18 protein-coding genes are annotated in these 17438 nt (G+C 60.7%); 7 read left to right on the top strand and 11 right to left on the bottom strand.

Going from position 1 to position 17438, the window contains the following annotated elements; all coding sequences use genetic code 11:
* Window positions 1–71: 71 nt before the first annotated feature.
* Window positions 72–1589: an HD domain-containing phosphohydrolase gene (locus PG892_RS18275; protein WP_039038835.1), complete on the top strand. Its 1518-nt coding sequence runs from the start codon at window positions 72–74 to the stop codon at window positions 1587–1589.
* 75 nt (window positions 1590–1664) lie between these two features.
* Here the strand turns inward: PG892_RS18275 and PG892_RS18270 are convergent, their stop codons facing one another.
* Together PG892_RS18270 and dnaQ are read right to left on the bottom strand one after the other, a co-directional pair.
* Window positions 1665–2915 (bottom strand): TIGR03503 family protein, encoded by a 1251-nt coding sequence (locus PG892_RS18270; RefSeq protein ID WP_182958907.1) that lies wholly within the window; start codon window positions 2913–2915, stop codon window positions 1665–1667.
* The gene (dnaQ, locus tag PG892_RS18265) at window positions 2912–3646 is read right to left on the bottom strand and encodes a DNA polymerase III subunit epsilon (protein ID WP_223916351.1); all 735 of its coding nucleotides are present in this window, start codon (window positions 3644–3646) and stop codon (window positions 2912–2914) included. Before dnaQ ends, PG892_RS18270 begins: the two co-directional genes overlap by 4 nt.
* Before the next feature lie 75 nt (window positions 3647–3721).
* On the opposite strand from dnaQ, the gene rnhA reads away from it, so the two are divergent.
* Window positions 3722–4186, top strand: a complete 465-nt coding sequence (rnhA, locus tag PG892_RS18260) for a ribonuclease HI (protein WP_010674138.1) — start codon at window positions 3722–3724, stop codon at window positions 4184–4186.
* A gap of 6 nt (window positions 4187–4192) precedes the next feature.
* On the opposite strand, the gene PG892_RS18255 is transcribed toward rnhA, so the two are convergent.
* Window positions 4193–4915, bottom strand: coding sequence for a class I SAM-dependent methyltransferase (locus PG892_RS18255; protein WP_010674137.1), 723 nt, complete (start codon window positions 4913–4915; stop codon window positions 4193–4195).
* A 79-nt stretch (window positions 4916–4994) separates the two neighbouring features.
* Here PG892_RS18255 and gloB point away from each other — a divergent pair, with 79 nt between their 5' ends.
* On the top strand, window positions 4995–5759 hold the full coding sequence (gene gloB / locus PG892_RS18250; RefSeq protein WP_039038832.1) for a hydroxyacylglutathione hydrolase: 765 nt from the start codon (window positions 4995–4997) through the stop codon (window positions 5757–5759).
* A gap of 87 nt (window positions 5760–5846) precedes the next feature.
* Here the strand turns inward: gloB and PG892_RS18245 are convergent, their stop codons facing one another.
* On the bottom strand, window positions 5847–6119 hold the full coding sequence (locus PG892_RS18245) for a hypothetical protein (RefSeq protein ID WP_010674135.1): 273 nt from the start codon (window positions 6117–6119) through the stop codon (window positions 5847–5849).
* Here PG892_RS18245 and PG892_RS18240 point away from each other — a divergent pair, their 5' ends adjacent.
* Window positions 6120–7370 carry a LysM peptidoglycan-binding domain-containing protein gene (locus tag PG892_RS18240; protein ID WP_010674134.1) on the top strand — a complete coding sequence of 417 codons (1251 nt, stop codon included), beginning with the start codon at window positions 6120–6122 and terminating at the stop codon, window positions 7368–7370.
* Window positions 7371–7465: 95 nt separating this feature from the next.
* Here the strand turns inward: PG892_RS18240 and PG892_RS18235 are convergent, their stop codons facing one another.
* Window positions 7466–8311 carry an endonuclease/exonuclease/phosphatase family protein gene (locus PG892_RS18235; protein WP_029314263.1) on the bottom strand — a complete coding sequence of 282 codons (846 nt, stop codon included), beginning with the start codon at window positions 8309–8311 and terminating at the stop codon, window positions 7466–7468.
* 111 nt (window positions 8312–8422) lie between these two features.
* Here PG892_RS18235 and PG892_RS18230 point away from each other — a divergent pair, with 111 nt between their 5' ends.
* Window positions 8423–8647, top strand: coding sequence for a hypothetical protein (locus PG892_RS18230; RefSeq protein WP_010674132.1), 225 nt, complete (start codon window positions 8423–8425; stop codon window positions 8645–8647).
* 6 nt (window positions 8648–8653) lie between these two features.
* Here PG892_RS18230 and yciA read toward each other — a convergent pair whose 3' ends face one another.
* From yciA to PG892_RS18205, 5 genes are all read right to left on the bottom strand, one after another.
* Window positions 8654–9052 (bottom strand): acyl-CoA thioester hydrolase YciA, encoded by a 399-nt coding sequence (yciA, locus tag PG892_RS18225; RefSeq protein ID WP_029314261.1) that lies wholly within the window; start codon window positions 9050–9052, stop codon window positions 8654–8656.
* Window positions 9053–9191: 139 nt separating this feature from the next.
* Window positions 9192–10004: an NAD-dependent epimerase/dehydratase family protein gene (locus PG892_RS18220; RefSeq protein ID WP_041212723.1), complete on the bottom strand. Its 813-nt coding sequence runs from the start codon at window positions 10002–10004 to the stop codon at window positions 9192–9194.
* 246 nt (window positions 10005–10250) lie between these two features.
* Window positions 10251–11249: a LacI family DNA-binding transcriptional regulator gene (locus PG892_RS18215; protein ID WP_039038828.1), complete on the bottom strand. Its 999-nt coding sequence runs from the start codon at window positions 11247–11249 to the stop codon at window positions 10251–10253.
* A gap of 178 nt (window positions 11250–11427) precedes the next feature.
* Window positions 11428–13344: a transglycosylase SLT domain-containing protein gene (locus PG892_RS18210; RefSeq protein WP_109112292.1), complete on the bottom strand. Its 1917-nt coding sequence runs from the start codon at window positions 13342–13344 to the stop codon at window positions 11428–11430.
* A gap of 83 nt (window positions 13345–13427) precedes the next feature.
* Window positions 13428–15947, bottom strand: coding sequence for a putative bifunctional diguanylate cyclase/phosphodiesterase (locus PG892_RS18205; protein WP_052815833.1), 2520 nt, complete (start codon window positions 15945–15947; stop codon window positions 13428–13430).
* A 392-nt stretch (window positions 15948–16339) separates the two neighbouring features.
* Between PG892_RS18205 and hpf the strand changes: the two genes are divergently transcribed.
* Window positions 16340–16672: a ribosome hibernation-promoting factor, HPF/YfiA family gene (gene hpf, locus PG892_RS18200; protein WP_010674126.1), complete on the top strand. Its 333-nt coding sequence runs from the start codon at window positions 16340–16342 to the stop codon at window positions 16670–16672.
* A 63-nt stretch (window positions 16673–16735) separates the two neighbouring features.
* Here hpf and PG892_RS18195 read toward each other — a convergent pair whose 3' ends face one another.
* Entirely contained in the window at window positions 16736–17248 is a 513-nt protein-coding gene (locus PG892_RS18195) for a VC2046/SO_2500 family protein (RefSeq protein ID WP_041212721.1), read from the bottom strand.
* Window positions 17249–17258: 10 nt separating this feature from the next.
* Between PG892_RS18195 and PG892_RS18190 the strand changes: the two genes are divergently transcribed.
* Window positions 17259–17438, top strand: a 180-nt coding sequence (locus tag PG892_RS18190; protein ID WP_257707706.1) for a hypothetical protein, incomplete at its 3' end; no start/stop codon positions are given.

The raw sequence follows: 17438 nt of genomic DNA, 5'->3' as shown, positions 1-17438 counted from the left end.
CCAGCGGGGCTGACGCCCCGGCGAAATTCCCCTCCCACCTACGTCGGAGGGAGTCCCCTTTCGCATTTAAGATGGATGATCAAATCCTGATTATTGATGATGAAGATCTTCCCCAATCAGCACCGCGTCCCGCCGGCTGGAAGGTGATGATAGTGGACGATGAACCCGAAGTGCATCGCATCACCAAAATCACCCTGAACAAGTTTGAATTCGACGGCAAGCCGATCGATTTTCTGCACGCCTACTCTGCGGCTGAAGCCAAAGCCTTGCTCGCCCTCACCCCGGATGTCGCCCTGCTGCTGCTCGACGTCGTCATGGAGGTCGATCATGCCGGTCTCGAGGTGGTCAAGTTCGTGCGCGACGAGCTGCAAAACAAGATGGTGCGCATCGTGCTGCGAACCGGTCAGCCCGGCCAGGCCCCGGAAGATGACGTGGTGACCAACTACGACATCAACGACTACAAGGACAAGACCGAGCTTACCTCCCAGAAACTGCGCACCCTGCTGCGCGCCAGCCTGCGTTCTTACCGGGACATCCGAACTCTTGAGAGCAATCGACAGGGGCTGGAGAAGGTCATCGAGGCGTCCAAGGGGATCTTCGAGCAGCGTGCCCTGCGCCAGTTCGTCGAAGGAGCCCAGACCCAGCTCAGCGCCCTGCTCAATCTGGAAGAGTCCCAGATTTACGATGTGAAGCACCTGGCGTATGAGGTGCGGGATCAGGTGCTCGAGCCTCTGCTCAGCGATGGTCCCATGCTGCGCCTCGTCGATGCGCCGGAAATCCTGCGTTGTGCCATGGCCAAGGGGGCCAATGTCTACGATGGCAACCAGATGGTGCTCTATTGCCAGAATGCCCGTCATCACCTGCTGTTCCACATCGAGACCACTCGCCCGCTCAGCCAGATGGATACCGGGCTGCTGAGCCTGTTCACCGAAAACATCATAGTGGCGCTGGAGAATATCCGGCTCAACGAGGTGATCGGTGACAACCAGCGAGAGATCATCTATCGCATCGGTGAACTGGTGGAGAGCCGCTCGAAAGAGTCCGGCTTGCACGTCAAGCGGGTGGCCCTCTACACCGAGCTGTTCTGCAAGCTGCTCGGCATGAATGAGGACAGGTGCGAGCTCATCAAGCGGGCCTCTCCCCTGCACGACATCGGCAAGGTGGGGATCCCGGACGCCATCTTGCACAAACCGGGCAAACTCACTCCCGAGGAGTGGGAGATCATGAAAACCCACGCCCAGCTTGGGCAGGACATGCTCTCCGGCAGTGACCTGGCCCTGTTCCAGATAGGCGCCACCATCGCGGGCAACCATCACGAGAAGTGGAATGGCAGCGGCTATCCCCGCGGGTTGAAGGGAGAGGACATTCCGCTGGAAGGACGCATCGTCGCCCTGGCGGATGTGTTCGATGCCCTGGGCTCGGATCGTTGCTACAAGCAGGCCTGGCCGCTGGATCAGGTGCTGGCGCTGATCAAGGAGGAGAAAGGAGAGCACTTCGACCCCCTCCTGGTGGACCTGATGCTGGCCAATCTGGAGAAGTTCCTCGATATTCGCGAACAGTACAAAGACATCTATATCGGCGCCCACTGATATCGGGTTCACCCCATCCACTTGCCACCATGAAGAAGCCGCCCATTGGGCGGCTTCTTTGCAATGTGCGCAGAATTATTGCTCCGGCAGATTGAGATCCAGTCTGGGGGTTGCTGGCGTCTCTTCAAGTTGCGCCTTCTGCGCCGCCATCGCCTTGTGCAGAGTGCGGCGCTTTTGCAGCAGAATGAAACCACCCGCCCCCAGCAAGAGCAGCAACACGCCACCTCCCCCCAGCGCCCAGGGCAGCCAGACCGGACTCTCCCGCTCCTCGAACCGGTCGGGGGTGGCGGCGGATGCGGGCATGGCCGCAGAGGGTGCGGGAGGGGGGGGAGGCGGTGCTATGGTGAACGACTTGGCCGGCAATTGCAGTTGCACCTCGCGACCGAGCCGGGTTGTTCCAAAGAGGGTGGCCTCCACCTTGTACTGCCCTGCCGCCTTGAGGGCGGAGAGATCCACGCCAAAACGCGGCGCTGTCGCCACCTCGTTGAACGTCATGCTACTGCCGCCGCCGTCGATGGCCTTGCCCTGGATGACCACGGAGGCGGGATCCAGTTCATCCACATCGATGACCAGAGAGAGCTTGGCTCCCCCCTCCCCGGAGGGGGGATTCAGGGAATAGCTGACCGGCCAGGGATAGAGCAGCACCTGCTGTGACTGGGCTCGTGAGAAGACCTCATTGCCGGTGCTGAAGAGGGCTCGGTATTTTCCCGCAGGGACGTCCAGTACCGCCTCGGCGGTCAAGATACCGTCCCCCGGCACTTCGTCCACCCCCTTGCCATCATCCATGTAGCGTCCCAGGGTCTCCTCGAACACGGGATCGCCGCTCTGGCTGGCACCGTTGAACTGCTGCAGCTTGACGGTCATGCCCAGATCGGTGAGGTAGTAACCCGCCCCAGGCGCCGCGCCATCGATCAGCAGACGGGATTGCAGTTTGACCCGCTCACCCTGATAGAGGCGGGCCGGCAGCGGCTCGCTCTCGACCTGGATGTCGGTGAGCAGGCGCACCCGATTGTCGGGGTCCACCTCTCCGATCGCCTGCCAGGGGCCGGGCATGGGGTCGCGGATGGTGATGAGATCCTGATCCTTGAGGGGCAACCAGCCCACGTCGGGCGGCTTGACCTTGCCCACATAGAGCTTGCTGCCATCGGGTCGCACCAGGATCACCGAGGGCGTCCCCGGCTTGCGCTTGATGATGAAGGTGATCTCCTTCACGCCGTAATCGATGCGAAAGCGGTTGTCGAGCAGAGGAATGTCGGAAGGCGCAAACACCTCGTTGGCCGCGGCCGGGAGGGAGGCCAGCAGCAGCAGCCCCCAAAGCGATCTCATTGCCGCCACAGGCAGGCACCTCCTTTTTTCTGTACCAGATCCAGCCTCGCTTCATGGACAGCCGCCACCTCGTCGCTCGCGCGAACCACCCTGAGCGGCGGGCGATTGCTCTCCAGACGACGAATGCCGGTATCCTGGCTGGTCTCGCTCTCGCTGGTTTCGCTCGCCAGATTGAGTTTGGTCTGGCCACCCGTCATCAGGAGGTAGACGTCCGCCAGGATCTCCGCATCGAGCAAGGCGCCGTGCAGGGTACGGTGAGAGTTGTCGATGCCGTAGCGATCGCACAACACGTCCAGGTTGTTGCGCTTGCCCGGGAAGAGATCCCGCGCCATCGCCAGGGTATCCGTGATGCCGCAGATATCCGCCGTCTTGAAGTTCAGATCGAGCTTGCTGAACTCATAGTCCATGAAGCTCACGTCAAAGGGGGCGTTGTGGGCGATGAGCTCGGCGCCGCGAATGAACTCGATGAAATCGTCCGCTATCTGGCTAAAAGAGGGCTTGTCCGCCAGGAAGGCATCCGTAATGCCGTGCACGGCGATGGCCTCGGGGTCCACCAGCCGATCCGGCTTGATGTAGACGTGGAAATGGTTGCCGGTGAGTTTGCGGTTGATCACCTCCACACAGCCGATCTCGATGATGCGGTGCCCAAGATAGACAGGGCCGCCCGCGGTGTTCATGCCGGTGGTTTCGGTATCCAGAATGATCTGGCGATTCAGTTGGGGTGTGCTCATGATCAAATCCATGTCAAACTTCGGTTTTACTCGCTAGTTTACCCCAAGCCTCTCGCTAAAACAGATTGATTGCTCATGTTGAAACAGATTGATTTATTCACGGATGGCTCCTGCTTAGGCAACCCGGGCCCCGGCGGCTATGGTGCCGTCATGGTCTATGGCAAGCATCGCAAGGAGATCTCCGCCGGTTTTCGATTGACCACCAATAACCGGATGGAGCTGATGGCTGCCATCATGGGGCTGCGGACCCTGAACGAACCCTGCCAGGTGCGGCTCACCACCGACAGCCAGTATGTGCGCCAGGGGATCACCCAATGGATCATCGGCTGGAAGAAGAAGGGCTGGATGACCGCCAACCGTCAGCCGGTCAAGAACGTCGATCTCTGGCAGGCCCTTGATGCGGAAGTGGCCCGTCACCAGATCGAATGGCTCTGGGTGAAAGGACACTCGGGCCACCCGGAAAACGAACGCTGTGACGAGCTTGCCCGTGAGGCCGCCAGCGGCAAGCAGCTTGCCGAAGACAGCGGCTACCAGCCCTGATGCCCGCTAGCCGCCCTGGCGCGCCATTCCTGGCGCAGCCATCGACTCCGGCAGCCGCCAGCGGCGACGCACCGGTGTCACGGGGAAACGCCGCTTGCGGGCGGCAATCACGTAAACAGACGCCAGGGAGCGGCAATAGTCCCGCCCCAGACTCTCCCGCCACCAGCCGATCTTGCTCTGCCTGCCCATGAAGGAGAAACCGAACCGCTCGTCGAACATCACCTCACAGCCGAGCAATTGCAGCCAGTCGGTCACCCGTGCGGGCGTGAACATGCGGGCAGACCAGGGCAGATGCCGCCGCATGAAGGGCAGATAGTGACCCAGCCCCACCAGGCTGAGCGGGTTGTAACCGCTGACAATGAGCCAGCCATCGTCGGTCAGCACCCGTTCTGCCTCCCGCAGCACCTGATGAGGATCCGGCGAGAAATCGAGGCAGTGAGCCAGCAGGCAGGCATCCACGCTCCCCGATCGCACCGGCAAGGCGAGCGGATCCCCCTGGATGTCCAGCAGCCGTCCGCCGGGGGCGACACCGATTTGATGACGAATGGTGGAACAGCCGCAGGAGAGTTCGGCGCTCAGGGCACCTATCTTGAGCAAATGATAGCCAAAGAGGTGGGGGCACCAGTTGTCGAGGCGCTCCTGAAGCTCGGCGGCCACCCAGTCCCCCATGGGCAGTGCGGACCAACTGGTCGGAAGCGCGATCTGTTGTTCGGTACGTGCCAGTTGCATAATGGGACCAACTCGGGGGCGAATGCCATCCAGTTATATAAGATCCCTTCCTTAAAGAGAACACAAGAGACCTCGACCCATGTATACCGTCATCACAGTTCCCGCCTTCAGCGACAACTACATCTGGTTGATCCGTCATGAAAATCACTGCCTGGTCGTCGATCCGGGCGAGGCCGCTCCCGTGCTGGAACGGCTGGCTGCGCTGGATCTGGTGCTGGATGCCATCCTCCTGACCCATCACCACCGCGATCACGTCGGGGGCGTATCCGAGTTGCTGCAACACTTCCCCCACGCGCGTCTCTATGGCCCCAAGCATGACCCCATGCCGGACCATCACGGCCAGTGGCTCGACGACGGGGATCAGATCAACTGGCATGGCCTGAGTCTGGATGTCCTCCATGTGCCCGGTCATACTCTGGGGCATATCGCCTATTACGGCCAGGGCATGCTGTTTTGTGGCGATACCCTCTTCAGCGCCGGTTGCGGCCGTCTGTTCGAAGGGACCCCGGCACAGATGCACACTTCCCTGCAACGGCTCGCGGCACTGCCCGATGAGACCCTCCTTTATTGTGCCCATGAATACACCCTCTCCAACCTGCGTTTCGCCCATGCGGTCGAGCCCGACAACCTGGCGATCCAGCGGCAGATCGGCGTGATCAGCAAACTGCGTCAGCAGGGCCTCCCGAGTCTCCCCTCCCGGCTGGGAGATGAGCGGAATTTCAATGTTTTTCTGCGCTGCGAGCAGGACTCGGTAAAATTTTCTGCTGAGAAATACGCCCTTAAATGCTTGGAAAATCCAGAGGATACCTTCGCTGTTCTGCGGGCCTGGAAGGACGTTTTTTGAACAAACCTTGATCAGGGGGGCATTGCCCCTTATGATGCGAGCTGTTTTTCCACAGATGACCTGAGCGAGATGAAGCTACGAACGGCCTTATTGGCAGCGCTGTTTCTCAGCGGCTGTCAAAACCTGAGCCATCAGGATGACCGGGCGGTAACGGCAATCGAGCCGATCAAATCCCCCCAAGTCAGCAAGAAAACGTACAAAAAACACTCTTCGCGGATGCTGTTCGGCGACGAACAGATAGAAGAGCTGGATGACACTGATAACCTGTGGGTGCGTATCAGCGATGATATGCAGCTGGACTCGCACGATAATGCCCGGGTTCGCCAACAGCGTGATTGGTTGTTGCGCAATGATAAGCATATGGCGACCATTGCCAGCCGGGCTGAGCCCTACCTGTATCTGATGGTAGAGGAAATCGAACGGCGTGAGCTGCCAATGGAGCTTATTACCATCCCCATGATCGAGAGCATGTTCGATCCCAATGCCCGCTCCCGCAGCAATGCGGTCGGTCTTTGGCAGTTCGTTCCTGCAACCGGCAAGAATTTCGGCCTGCGCCACGACAACTGGTACGACGGTCGACGCGATGTCCTGGCATCCACCAATGCCGCACTGGATTACCTGGAGTACCTGAACCGGTTCTTCGACGGTGACTGGCTGCAGACCCTGGCCGCTTACAATGCCGGTGAAGGTCGGGTGCGCAACGCCATCACCCGCAACGAACGGGCTGGTCGTCCGACCGACTACTGGTCGCTGGACCTGCCCCGCGAAACCCGTATGTATGTGCCCAAGATCCTGGCCATGGCCGACATGATCCGCAATGCGGACAAATACAATGTCACCCTGCCGGTGCTGGCCAACAAGCCGCAATTGCGAACCATCAATACCGGTGGTCAGATTGATTTGAACGTGGCCGCCCAGCTGGCTGGCGTTTCCGCCTCCCAGCTCAAGGCGCTCAACCCTGCGCTCAAGCGTGGCATGACCTCACCGCAGGGCCCTTACAACCTGCTGGTCCCCGTCGAGTACGCCGACACCCTGGAGCTGGCCCTGGCCGATCTGCCCCAGCGTGAACGTACCCGTGGCGTGCGCTCCTATCAGGTCACCAGTGGTGATACGCTGTCACGGATCGCCCAGAATCACGGGGTGACCGTGCAACAGCTCAAACTGGCCAACAACATGCGTGGCAACAACCTGCGCCGTGGCCAGAGCCTGATCATCCCCAATGGCGGGCGCGCAACCCAGGTTGCCCAGAGCAAGCCGCAGCAGCTCGCCAGCCGCAGTGGTGGCAAGGTGAACTATCAGGTGCGCTCCGGTGACAACCTGTGGAGCATCAGCCAGGCACACGGGGTCACCCACGCCGACCTGGCCAAGTGGAACGGCCTGAACGCCAAGTCGGCCCTCAAGCCTGGCATGAAGCTGGTGGTCTGGCCCAAGCAGGGCAAGAGCAGCAACAAGTCCATGGTCTATCAGGTGCGCCGCGGTGATTCTCTCTCCTCCATCGCAGCCCGCTTCCAGGTCGCCGTCAACGATGTGATGCGCTGGAACCAGCTCGGCAAGAGTGACTATCTCAAGCCGGGTCAGGAGTTGACCCTGTTCGTGAAGAACAACAGCTGATCGCTCGTCGCAATCCAAAAAATACCCCGCTTGATGCGGGGTATTTTTTTGTCTGCATGAACCAGCGGCGACTCCGCTCTCCCCTGAGGGATGACTCAGGGAGTGATAGCCTGGGCCGCAAAGCGCGCCAGAATGGGGTTGTGGTCAGAGGCATCGGTAGCAGGTGAACTCACCTCCACCAGATCCAGATTGCGATAGTAGAGGTGATCCAACGGGCGGCCAAAAGCGGTGCGACGCAGATCAGGCACAGGTATGGCCTCCTGCAGGCCAAGCTCGCCCACCAGCTTGTTCAACCAGAACGCGCGCTTGTCGCTCCAGGTGTTGAAATCGCCACCCAGGATGACCGGCCCCTGGTGGCGATGGATCAACGCAGTCAGATCGTTGAGCTGCTCGCGAAAGGTCGCCATGCCCAGCTCGAAATTGACCGCATGGAGATTCACCACCAGCACGCCGTCAGGATCCCCTTGCAAGGGATAGAGACTGACCAGACCTGACTTGGGGATGCGCAGCAGGGGTTCGGGGGAACGGACGCCACAAACAAACGCCTGCGGCGTTTTCGCCACTGTCATCACGCCAAAGGAGACACCGCCCTGGGTGAAGGCCTGCAACTGCTGCCATTGGAAATCGCCTCTCTTCAGCCAGTCCAGCATCTCGGGCCGGGTCGCCGACTCTTGCAGCAACACCAGATCCTGGGACTTGGCATACTCATCCAGCCCTTCCCGCCAGTTCTTGCGTTGTCCCTTGTAGAGGTTCCAGACGGTGATGCCAAACTCCCTCGGCAAGGCCGTGGAGGCGAGCGCCACCAGAGGTGGTCTGTCACAGCTTGCGCCAGGTATGATACCTGCCGCAGTCACCAGATGATCTTGATCCGGTACCTCGAAGCAACCGACCAGCCCCAACGTCAGCAGGGACGTTCCCAGAATCCGATAACTATTTTTCATTGGCTAACAATCACCTGCCTCTGCAAGACGACATGGCCCTCACACAGGCCACGGTCGCCGACTAGTCTCATTATTCGTGTCCGGCCCGACTCATCCAGAAGGAATTCAACGATGGCGAGACAGCACCAGTACCGCGTGACATTTTACGATCAACAGGGAACCTGTCATCAAGTGGAGCTTTCCACCGTCTATCAAATCAGGCGGGATCCCCAATGTGATCTCTGTCTGTTCGACACCCGGCAGTGCGTGGGGTCGGAAGAGATGCTGGAGCGCATGATACGGCAAAAAACCGGGCTTGAGCAGGAAATATCCATCATCAATGCCCGGCTCATCTGAGCAGACTCAGACCGGGACGGGGCGGGATTTGCCCTGATCGTCGATGGCCACATAGGTGAAGACGCCCTCGGTCACGCAGTACCGCTGGGCTTCGTTCTCCCGCAATACCGGCTTGACCCAGACCTCCAGCTTGAGTCGCATGGAGCTGCGACCAATCTTGAGGCAGCGACCGTAACAGCACACCACGTCACCCACCTTGACCGGGCTGTGGAAGGTCATCCCCTCCACCGAGACGGTACAGATGCGCCCTTTTGCCAGCTCCTTGGCCATGATGCCCCCACCTATATCCATCTGGGACATGATCCACCCGCCGAAGATATCGCCATTGGGGTTGGTATCGGCTGGCATTGCCAGGGTTCTCAGCAACAGCTCCCCATCGGGGTGGCGCTTGGTCTCTTCCATCATTACCGCTCTCTTTATCATGGATGGCGGCATGATAGGGGGCGATCCCCCCCTTGGCAAACCTCAATTGTCCCGGAGCACGCGCCGTATCTGGTTTGCACGCCAGATGACCGACTCCGGGGCCCGGATGGCGACGACCCGTTCAGCCCTTCAAGGCCGCACCGTCCGCAAACCAGTGGGCCGGATCCGGCCAGCGATAGACGAAACCAAGCTGCTGGCAGATGCGCTGACCTTCGATGGGAGCAAACTCCCCCGCCGGCTCGACGAACTGCGGCGGCACCAGCCCGAGCAGGCGGCTCGCGAAGGGGTAGAGCTGCTCCCGGCGTGGGTGAACGGGGGCACTCAGATTGTAGGCATCCCCATCCTGCCCCCGGGCCAGCATCAGCTCACAGGCGGCCACCACGTCGTCCAGATGCACCAGGTTCACAGCCTGGCCTCCCCCGGCCAGCGTCTTGCCCGCCAGAAAACGGCCGGGGTGACGGTCAGGACCATAGAGTCCGGCCGGGCGCAAGATCATGGCGCAGTCAACATGCCCTTCCAGCACGGCAAGCTCGGCCGCCCGCATCCGCAAGCCTCTGTCATGGGCTGGAGCGGGCGTATCATCCTCCCCCTGTCCGGCCCCCCAGACCGAAGTCGCGCTGATAAACAGAACCCTCTGAACACCCGCCTCCCTCGCCTGTCGGCACAGACTGGCCACGGACGCCGGGTAATCACCGGTCTTGCTGGGGGGCACGCAGATCACTAGGTCATGACAACGAAAAGGCAGTGGCCCCATGTCAGGGGTGAGCAACAGCGGCCAGGCGGCAATACCCTCCCCCCGCAGCCGTTCAGCCTTTTCGGCCGTACTGACCGTCACCGCGATAGATTGCCCCTGCTCTTGCAATGCCCTGACCAGGGGCAACCCCAGCCAGCCGGCGCCCACGATACCCGTCTGATACTCAAATTCGTTCGTCATACCCGGATCCTGACAAAAAAAAACGGCCATCCAATGATGACCGTCGAAAGTAACGAAGGAAATAGCCGGACTAACCGGTTACCTCCCACAGCGGGAAAATCGGGAGCGCACGCTCCTAATTCGTGGGCCTATCCTAGTGGCAGCGCGGTCAAAAAGCTTTGAAGCGGATCACAGTTGAAAAGGATTTCTGAAAGCGCTTTCACTGTTTTGCAAAAAAGTCGACCCGCACGGGGCCAACTTCATGACTCAGGCCACAGATTCCCGCCGTACCAGTTCGGCTTCGAATTTGAGCGCCAGCCCCTCTACCGGCTTGTGATCCAGCAGCCTCAGGGCCAGCTCAGCGGCCCGCTCTCCCATCTCCTCGATGGGGTAACGTACCGTGGTGAGCTTGGGATAGATGTATCGGGCATAGGGGATGTCATCAAAACCGACCACAGAGACCTGCTGGGGTATTTTGTAACCCCGCTCCAGCAGACAGGAGATGGCCCCCGCCACCATGGCATCGTTGAAACCCAGCACAGCGCTGAACTCGACGCCGCGCGCCAGCAGCTCGCTCATGGCCACATAGCCACCTTTTTCGTCGGCATAGGCACGGCCGATGAGGGCAGGATCCAGCTCGATACCTGCCCGTTGCAGGGCGAAGCGATAGCCGGCCATCCGCTGCTGACCATCCACAAACTCCTCGTCATCGGAGGTGACGAAGGCAATCTTGCGATGTCCCGCGTCCAGCAGATGCTGGCAAGCCGTGGTGATGCCGGCCTGGTTGTCCAGCCAGACGCAGCGATCCTCGCAGCCTGGCACCTGACGGTTGATGAAGACGATGGGGGTCGTGCCCGACGCCAGCTCGCTGAGCTCTTCGTCAGGCAGCGCCTTGCTGTGAAGGATAAGGGCATCACACTGGCGCTGCAGCAGCGCCTGGATGGCGTGCCGCTCACGGGTCGCGTCGTGGTTGCCGGACACCACGATGGTGAACTTGTTCGCCTTGTCGACCATGCTTTCGATGCCGCGCATCATCTGGGCGAAGAAGGGGCCGCCACACAGATCCCCCACCAGCACACCGATACAGTTGGAGCGCTTGCTCACCAGGGCCTGGGCGAAGCTGTTTGGACGAAAGCTGAGCTCCTTCATGGCCGCGAGGACAGCCTCGCGCTTCTCGGGCGCCACCTGCGCCGTGTTGTTGATCACTCGAGACACTGTCGAAATGGAGACATTCGCCAGCTGAGACACATCTTTGATCGTTGCCACTCTCGATTCCTTTGTTGGAAAAGCCTGTCAGTGATTATCGGGCATTGTATCGAACCTGACAGACCAAGACGCGGCGCCCGATCACCTGGCAGGTTTCCTTTTGTAACAAAGCTTAAGGGATGATAACCATTTTGGGGCAAGAATGGGAGGCCGCCGCCACAACGACTGCCCCCCGAACTCAATAGGCGTGATTCAGCTCGCGTTCCGACATAAAACGCAAAGGCTGCTGCAGCTTGTGTTGATAGATGAGATCGAAAGAGAGCACGTTCTGGACATAGTTGCGCGTCTCCCGATAGGGGATGCTCTCCACCCAGACATCCATCGGCTTGTTGTCGCTCTGCTCGCGCCAGCGCTTGACCCGGCCAGGACCCGCATTGTAAGCCGCCGCCGCAAGGATCCGGTTGCCGTCATACACATCCAGCAGGCGCTTGAGGTAGGCGCTGCCAAGACGAATGTTCATGGCCGGGTCGAACAGTTGCTGCTCGTTGCGATAGGGCACCCCAAGCTTGCCGGCCGTCTCTTTCGCGGTGGCAGGCATCAGCTGCATCAACCCCCTCGCCCCGACCGGTGACTGGGCCAGGGGATAGAGTGCGCTCTCCTGACGGGAGATGGCGTAGAGCAGACTGGTGTTCATGGTGCGCTCTTGTGCCATCTGGGAGAAGGTGCGCTTGAGGGGCAGTGGGAAGCGCAGGTCCAGCGCATCCCAGGCCTCGGCACGGATGCTGGAGAGGATCGCCAGCTCGTGCCAGCCCTGGTTGAGGGCGATGTGGCCAAACTCCAGGCGCTGGGCCACGCTGTTGCGATCCATGTTGTGGATCCACTCAGAGCGGGCCGCCGTGATCTCGTTCATCGCCAGCAGTTCACGCACCCGCAGCAGGAAGGGCCAGCGGCGGCTGGCACTTTGCCAGTCCGGCACCTTGTGCGCCACGCTCTGGTTCTTCATGCGATAGGGCACACCGGTGCGCTGGGCCGCCATGAAGCCGTAGAAGCCGCGCAGGTTCGCAGTCTCGAGATAGAGGTCCCGCGCCGGTTTCTGCCGCCCCTGTTTCTCCAGCGAGCGCGCCATCCAGTAACGCCAGCGATCCTCTTTTTGCAGCCCCATGGGCATCCGCTTGACCCAGCCTTCGAGACCGTGCCAATCCTGCTCCCAGATGGCAAGACGGGCCCGCAGCTCCACCAGCTCCGGATCCTTGAGCCGCACCAGGGCCGTATCCAGCCAGGCGCGCTGGTCAGAAGAGCGGTCCAGTAACAGGCGGCGGGCGGCCGCCTTCTCCACCCGACTCACCTCGGCATGGTTCAGGCCGAAGCGACGGGTCATCTCCCCCAGCTGGCGCAGAACCGCGTCGGGCTCCTGGTTGGCGTAGCGGGCCAGCCCCAGGGAGAGCAGATGCCGCGACGGGGGCGCCGCCGTGAAGTTGGCCGGATTCATCGCCCGCACGGGTTGGTCATACAGGGCGATCATCTGATCGCCATACCCCTTCATGCCGCTGCCGAGCTGGGCCCCGAGGTGGCGAATGAGGTTGGGGTTCTGGGCCTCGAAAGCCAGGTTCATGCGCTCCCAGATCTTCTCCTGAGTGCGCAGACCCGCCTGCTGCCAGAGCTGGAACAGGGGATCGCAGGCATCAGGCCTGGATTGACCGCTTAACCAGAGCTTGCCTGCCTCCTGCAGGGCTTCACTCTGGTGCCCCGTGTAGTAGCGGGCCTGATAGTGCTGACAGAGCAGATCGGTGGAGCTTGGCTTGGCCGGATAGAAGCGCAGGAACTGGGACCACTGCTGGCTCTGGGCAAGATAGGTGAGATAGCTGCGCTCGAGCCGGTTGGACTGGGGGGTGTCCCCGTGCTGGCGGATGAAGCGGGTCACATCGTTGTAGTCTGCCGCCCCGGGACGGAACGCAAGCTGGTAGTAATCCAGATAGGGCAGCAGTGGATAGTGGATCAGGCGTGCCCGAAGCTGGCTGAATTTGACCTGATCATTGGCACGCACGGCCTCATGGGCCTGGCGATAGAGAGACTGCTCCATGGTCTGCGCGAAGGTAGGAGCCAACAGCCCCGGCATCCAGAGCGCAGACAAGATGATTCCCTGCACGACTTTCACGAATGGCATTCTCCCCTTGAAGGCATAACCACCGCCAAAGGGCGGTGGTGACATACCTTCATTCTACCCGCTAAGCACGGGGGCTACGCCACACTATTTTTATCGGTGCAGACGGGGCGATCACCGCGTACCTGGCGGCTGACATAGCGTTCAAGGTAGGGAACAGGGAGCGGCTTGGAGGCGAGGTATCCCTGGAAGAAATGGCAGCCCTGCGCCTGCAGAAACTCCAGTTGCTGGCGGGACTCCACCCCCTCCGCCGTCACGTTGAACCCCATGTGGCGGGCCATGGCGATCACGGCCTCGACGATAGCCATGTTGTCACCATCCTTGGGAATGTCCTGGATGAAAGAGCGGTCGATCTTGAGTTCGTCAGCCGGCAGCCGCTTGAGGTAGCTCAGGGAAGAGTACCCCGCCCCGAAGTCGTCGATGGCAAAGCTGATGCCCAGGGTCTTGAGTTCCGCCATCTTGCTGATGGTGTCTTCCGCATGACCCAGCACCACCGACTCGGTGATCTCCAGGTTGAGGCAGGCGGGATCCATGCCGGTGGCCGCCAGCACATCGTGAATGCGATCGACAAAGTCGGGAGCATGGAACTGTTTGGCGCTCACGTTGACCGAGAGCTGGGGGACGTGGATCCCGTTCTCCTCCCAGGAGACGTACTGGGTACAGGCTTCGTGCAATACCCAGTTGCCGATGTCGACAATGAGATCCGTCTCCTCGGCAATGGGGATGAACTCGGCAGGCGACACCAGGGCACGCCCGGGGGGTTGCCAGCGGATCAGCGCCTCGACACCGATGATCTCTCCCTCCGCCACCATGTGCTGGGGCTGGTAGTGGAGAGTCAGCTCCCCATTGTCGAGGGCACTGCGCAGCTCGTTGTGAATGTGCAGACGCCGGTCGGCCTGCAACTGCATGGAGGCATCAAAGAAGCGCCGGGTCTTGCGGCCCGCCGATTTCGCCTGATACATGGCGGTGTCAGCCTGCTTGAGCAGATCCCCCGCCTCCTGCTCCCGACCGGGGAAGAGGGTGATGCCGACACTGGCGCCGATGTGCAGCACCTGGCCTCTGAAATCATAGGGGGCGGCGATCTCCCCGATCAGCCGCTCCGCGATGAGATCGGCCTGCATCTCCGCCTGGGGCGGGCTGATGGAGAGCGCTGGCAGCAACAACACGAACTCGTCGCCGCCGAGACGGGCCAGACAATCCCCCTGGCGCACCAGCCGCTTGAGACGGCTGGCCACCTCCTTGAGCAGCCAGTCGCCGGTGGCGTGACCCAGGGAATCATTGATGGTCTTGAAGTGGTCGAGATCGATGAACAGCAGGGCCCCGATGAGGTGACTGCGATTTGCATCGGTGAACGCCTGGGTCAGGGTTTCGTGCAGCTGACGGCGATTGGGCAGGCCGGTCAGCTCGTCATAGAAGGCGAGATCCTGAATGCGGCGCTCCGCCGCCTTGCGCTCGGAAATATCCTCGAAGAAGATGACATAGTGGCTGATCCCCCCCTTCTCATCCTGCACCGGCGTGACGATCTCCCACTGGGGATAGGCGTGACCGTCGGCGTGCAGGCGCAGGGTTTCCCCCTGCCAGCGATCCAGGGCGTTGAGCTCGTAACCCAGCCCTCCCAACCCCGACCAGAGATCGTTACCAAGATGCAAGCCAATCACCCCCTGGTTGTCAAAGCCGGTGATCTGGCTGAAGGCGTAATTGACCCGCAGGATCTTGAACTCGGGATCCGTGATGATGATCCCTTCGTGAGTTTCAAAGGCCACCGCAGACAGCCGCATCAGGGCATCGCTTTGCAGGCGCTCCAGCTCGGCCACCATGCGCACCGAGAAGATGGTCAGGACAGAGTCCAGATCCGTGGTCCGGGTCTGGCTCGGGAACAGCAGGGCGAGATGACCCAGGATCTGACCGTTGCGATCGAGCAGCGGCTGGGCGTAATAGTGCTGGCACGGGGGCAGGTCAGGATACCCGGTCAGGGGTTCACTCACGGGGACCGCGCAGGAGGACCCCTGGCGATAGAGCTGCTGGCAGGGCATGTCACAGAGGGCATACTCCTTGACGTCGATGCCGTGGCTCGCCAGCACTCTCAGCCTGTCGAGACCAACCCGCTCCGTCAGCCAGACGGCAGTGGCTCCCAGGATATGGGCCAGCTCGTTGACCAGGGTCTGGCAAAAATCGAGCCCCGTCTTGGCGGAAAGCGCCTGCGCCAGCTTGGCCAGCAAGGGGGCCTGCAACATGGGAAGCGGCGGTGTCACGCCTGCGGGGGAGTTGGCGCGATCCATCTCGCGATGCATCATTTCGAGGGGGGCAAGCCAGCCACAACAGAGCCCCTGTGCAGGCACATACTGACCGTACCAGAGCGCGTGGTGTACCTTGCCGTCCTCATCGCGCAGGTGACCGATGAACTGGCCTGGCTGGCAGGAATCGTGGAGTCTTGCAAGAAAATCGGCGAAACCCGCTTCATCTTCCCGCTCAAGTTGGGTGGCCCAGGGGTGGGTTCCCTCCCCTGCCCAGGGTTCACAAGAGACATGATCAGACAGGCTCCATTGCCCATGCTGCCGATCATAAAACCACATCATCTGGGTGGCTTGCTGCTTCATCTACGACTCCAACCACTACAACCACGTTATCCACCCCGACTCCTGCAGAAAAGCATATCCGTTTGCGCGCATATCTCCACCGGCGCATGGCAATGATTTTGCGATGCGATGAGGCGATGTGGGTGGAGAAAATTCGAGACTATGCGGCAAAAACCAAACATCGGGTCGACACAAGGCGCTGCCGAGGGGGGACAGAAACGATCCTATTTGCTGATACTGCCTGCCTGTTTCACTGAGCTCAAGCGGTTTTTGGCATGAAACGGGAAAAGCTCACAATTTATGGACAGCGGGATTCCCAAGGGTATTTTTCGTGACACAGATCACATTTTGATTTGGCGACATGGGTAATCTGGAGGTGAAGACACAAGCAAGACGACCCGAAGGGGGCCATTATGAAAATCGAAATGACCAGTAAAATCATCGACATCACCCCAGCCATCCGCGAGCGCATTGAATCCCGTTTTGAAAAGCTCGAGCGTCTTCAGGTGCCTCTTATCACACCCCATGTGATCATCTCCAAAGAGCGTTTGATGTATATCGTCGAAGCCACTATCGGCATTCCCAACGGCAAACTGTTTGCGCAGGCAGAGCACGAGGATCTCTATGCTGCCATCACGGACCTGGGCCAGAAGCTGGAACGCCAGCTCAACCGTCACACGGAAAAACCCATCGCCCGTCGTGCCGCCGGCAAGGAAGTGCCCCAACCGGACGAAGCAGACGCCTGACAAGGTTCACCACTCATAAAGCAAAAGGCGGGTTATCCCGCCTTTTTGCATTCTACCGTGCCGTCACCCCAGCCAGCGCAGCCTGGCATCCACCCCTTGCGCAAGCTCATCGAGCAGCGGCAGCATCATCAGCGGAGCCTCCTCCCTGGGGTCAGCGCCCATAGGTCGGGCCTGCCATCGCTCACGACCCAGTGCCGAGAGGTTGTCGTACACCGCGGGATCCAGCGCGGGCGTTCGGCTCACCAGTGGCGGGGAGCGCAGCGCCAGCCAGAGTCTCACATCCGTCATGCACCCGCCCTGTTGCAGACGCTCGTTGAGGCTGGTGGCATCGCTCTCTTCCACCCCGCCTTGCAGGGACGGCCGGGGCATCAGACCGAAACGGGAGCGCCAATCCAGCTCACCCGACGCAGGCTTGGGCGGGGCATCAAACCAGGGCTGCTCTTCCACCGCATCGGTCAGCAGCGCCAGGTGCAGCCTGAAGTCGGCACGGTCCCCCGCACGGAGATCCTGGTTGAGCCGTTGGCCCAACTGGGCCTCATCCACGAGCAAGCGGTCACGAATCGCACTGGGCAGCATGAGATAAATCTTGGAAATGAAGGTTTCATTGCTTATCGGCCATCAACCCGATCCTTTAAGCATTAAAAATCCCGGCAGAGGGGTTCACAAGCGCGACAGATCTGTTAGTATGCGCCTCGCACTTGGGGAGGGGTTCCCGAGCGGCCAAAGGGATCAGACTGTAAATCTGACGGCTCTGCCTTCGAAGGTT

This window comes from Aeromonas sp. QDB68 (assembly GCF_027707405.1).
Taxonomy (GTDB): domain Bacteria; phylum Pseudomonadota; class Gammaproteobacteria; order Enterobacterales; family Aeromonadaceae; genus Aeromonas; species Aeromonas caviae.
Note: the sequence above shows the minus strand (reverse complement) of the source record. Positions and strands in the feature narration are given on the sequence as shown.

What these genes read in the sequence shown, in the direction of transcription:
- PG892_RS18220 (WP_041212723.1), bottom strand. Translation starts at nt 10,004, where the DNA reads ATGACGAACGAATTTGAGTATCAGACGGGTATCGTGGGCGCCGGCTGG.
- rnhA (WP_010674138.1), top strand. Translation starts at nt 3,722, where the DNA reads ATGTTGAAACAGATTGATTTATTCACGGATGGCTCCTGCTTAGGCAAC.
- dnaQ (WP_223916351.1), bottom strand. Translation starts at nt 3,646, where the DNA reads ATGAGCACACCCCAACTGAATCGCCAGATCATTCTGGATACCGAAACC.
- yciA (WP_029314261.1), bottom strand. Translation starts at nt 9,052, where the DNA reads ATGATGGAAGAGACCAAGCGCCACCCCGATGGGGAGCTGTTGCTGAGA.
- PG892_RS18195 (WP_041212721.1), bottom strand. Translation starts at nt 17,248, where the DNA reads ATGCTGCCCAGTGCGATTCGTGACCGCTTGCTCGTGGATGAGGCCCAG.
- PG892_RS18230 (WP_010674132.1), top strand. Translation starts at nt 8,423, where the DNA reads ATGGCGAGACAGCACCAGTACCGCGTGACATTTTACGATCAACAGGGA.
- PG892_RS18255 (WP_010674137.1), bottom strand. Translation starts at nt 4,915, where the DNA reads ATGCAACTGGCACGTACCGAACAACAGATCGCGCTTCCGACCAGTTGG.
- PG892_RS18240 (WP_010674134.1), top strand. Translation starts at nt 6,120, where the DNA reads ATGGCGACCATTGCCAGCCGGGCTGAGCCCTACCTGTATCTGATGGTA.
- PG892_RS18245 (WP_010674135.1), bottom strand. Translation starts at nt 6,119, where the DNA reads ATGCTTATCATTGCGCAACAACCAATCACGCTGTTGGCGAACCCGGGC.
- gloB (WP_039038832.1), top strand. Translation starts at nt 4,995, where the DNA reads ATGTATACCGTCATCACAGTTCCCGCCTTCAGCGACAACTACATCTGG.
- PG892_RS18270 (WP_182958907.1), bottom strand. Translation starts at nt 2,915, where the DNA reads ATGAGATCGCTTTGGGGGCTGCTGCTGCTGGCCTCCCTCCCGGCCGCG.
- PG892_RS18205 (WP_052815833.1), bottom strand. Translation starts at nt 15,947, where the DNA reads ATGAAGCAGCAAGCCACCCAGATGATGTGGTTTTATGATCGGCAGCAT.
- PG892_RS18275 (WP_039038835.1), top strand. Translation starts at nt 72, where the DNA reads ATGGATGATCAAATCCTGATTATTGATGATGAAGATCTTCCCCAATCA.
- PG892_RS18235 (WP_029314263.1), bottom strand. Translation starts at nt 8,311, where the DNA reads ATGAAAAATAGTTATCGGATTCTGGGAACGTCCCTGCTGACGTTGGGG.
- hpf (WP_010674126.1), top strand. Translation starts at nt 16,340, where the DNA reads ATGAAAATCGAAATGACCAGTAAAATCATCGACATCACCCCAGCCATC.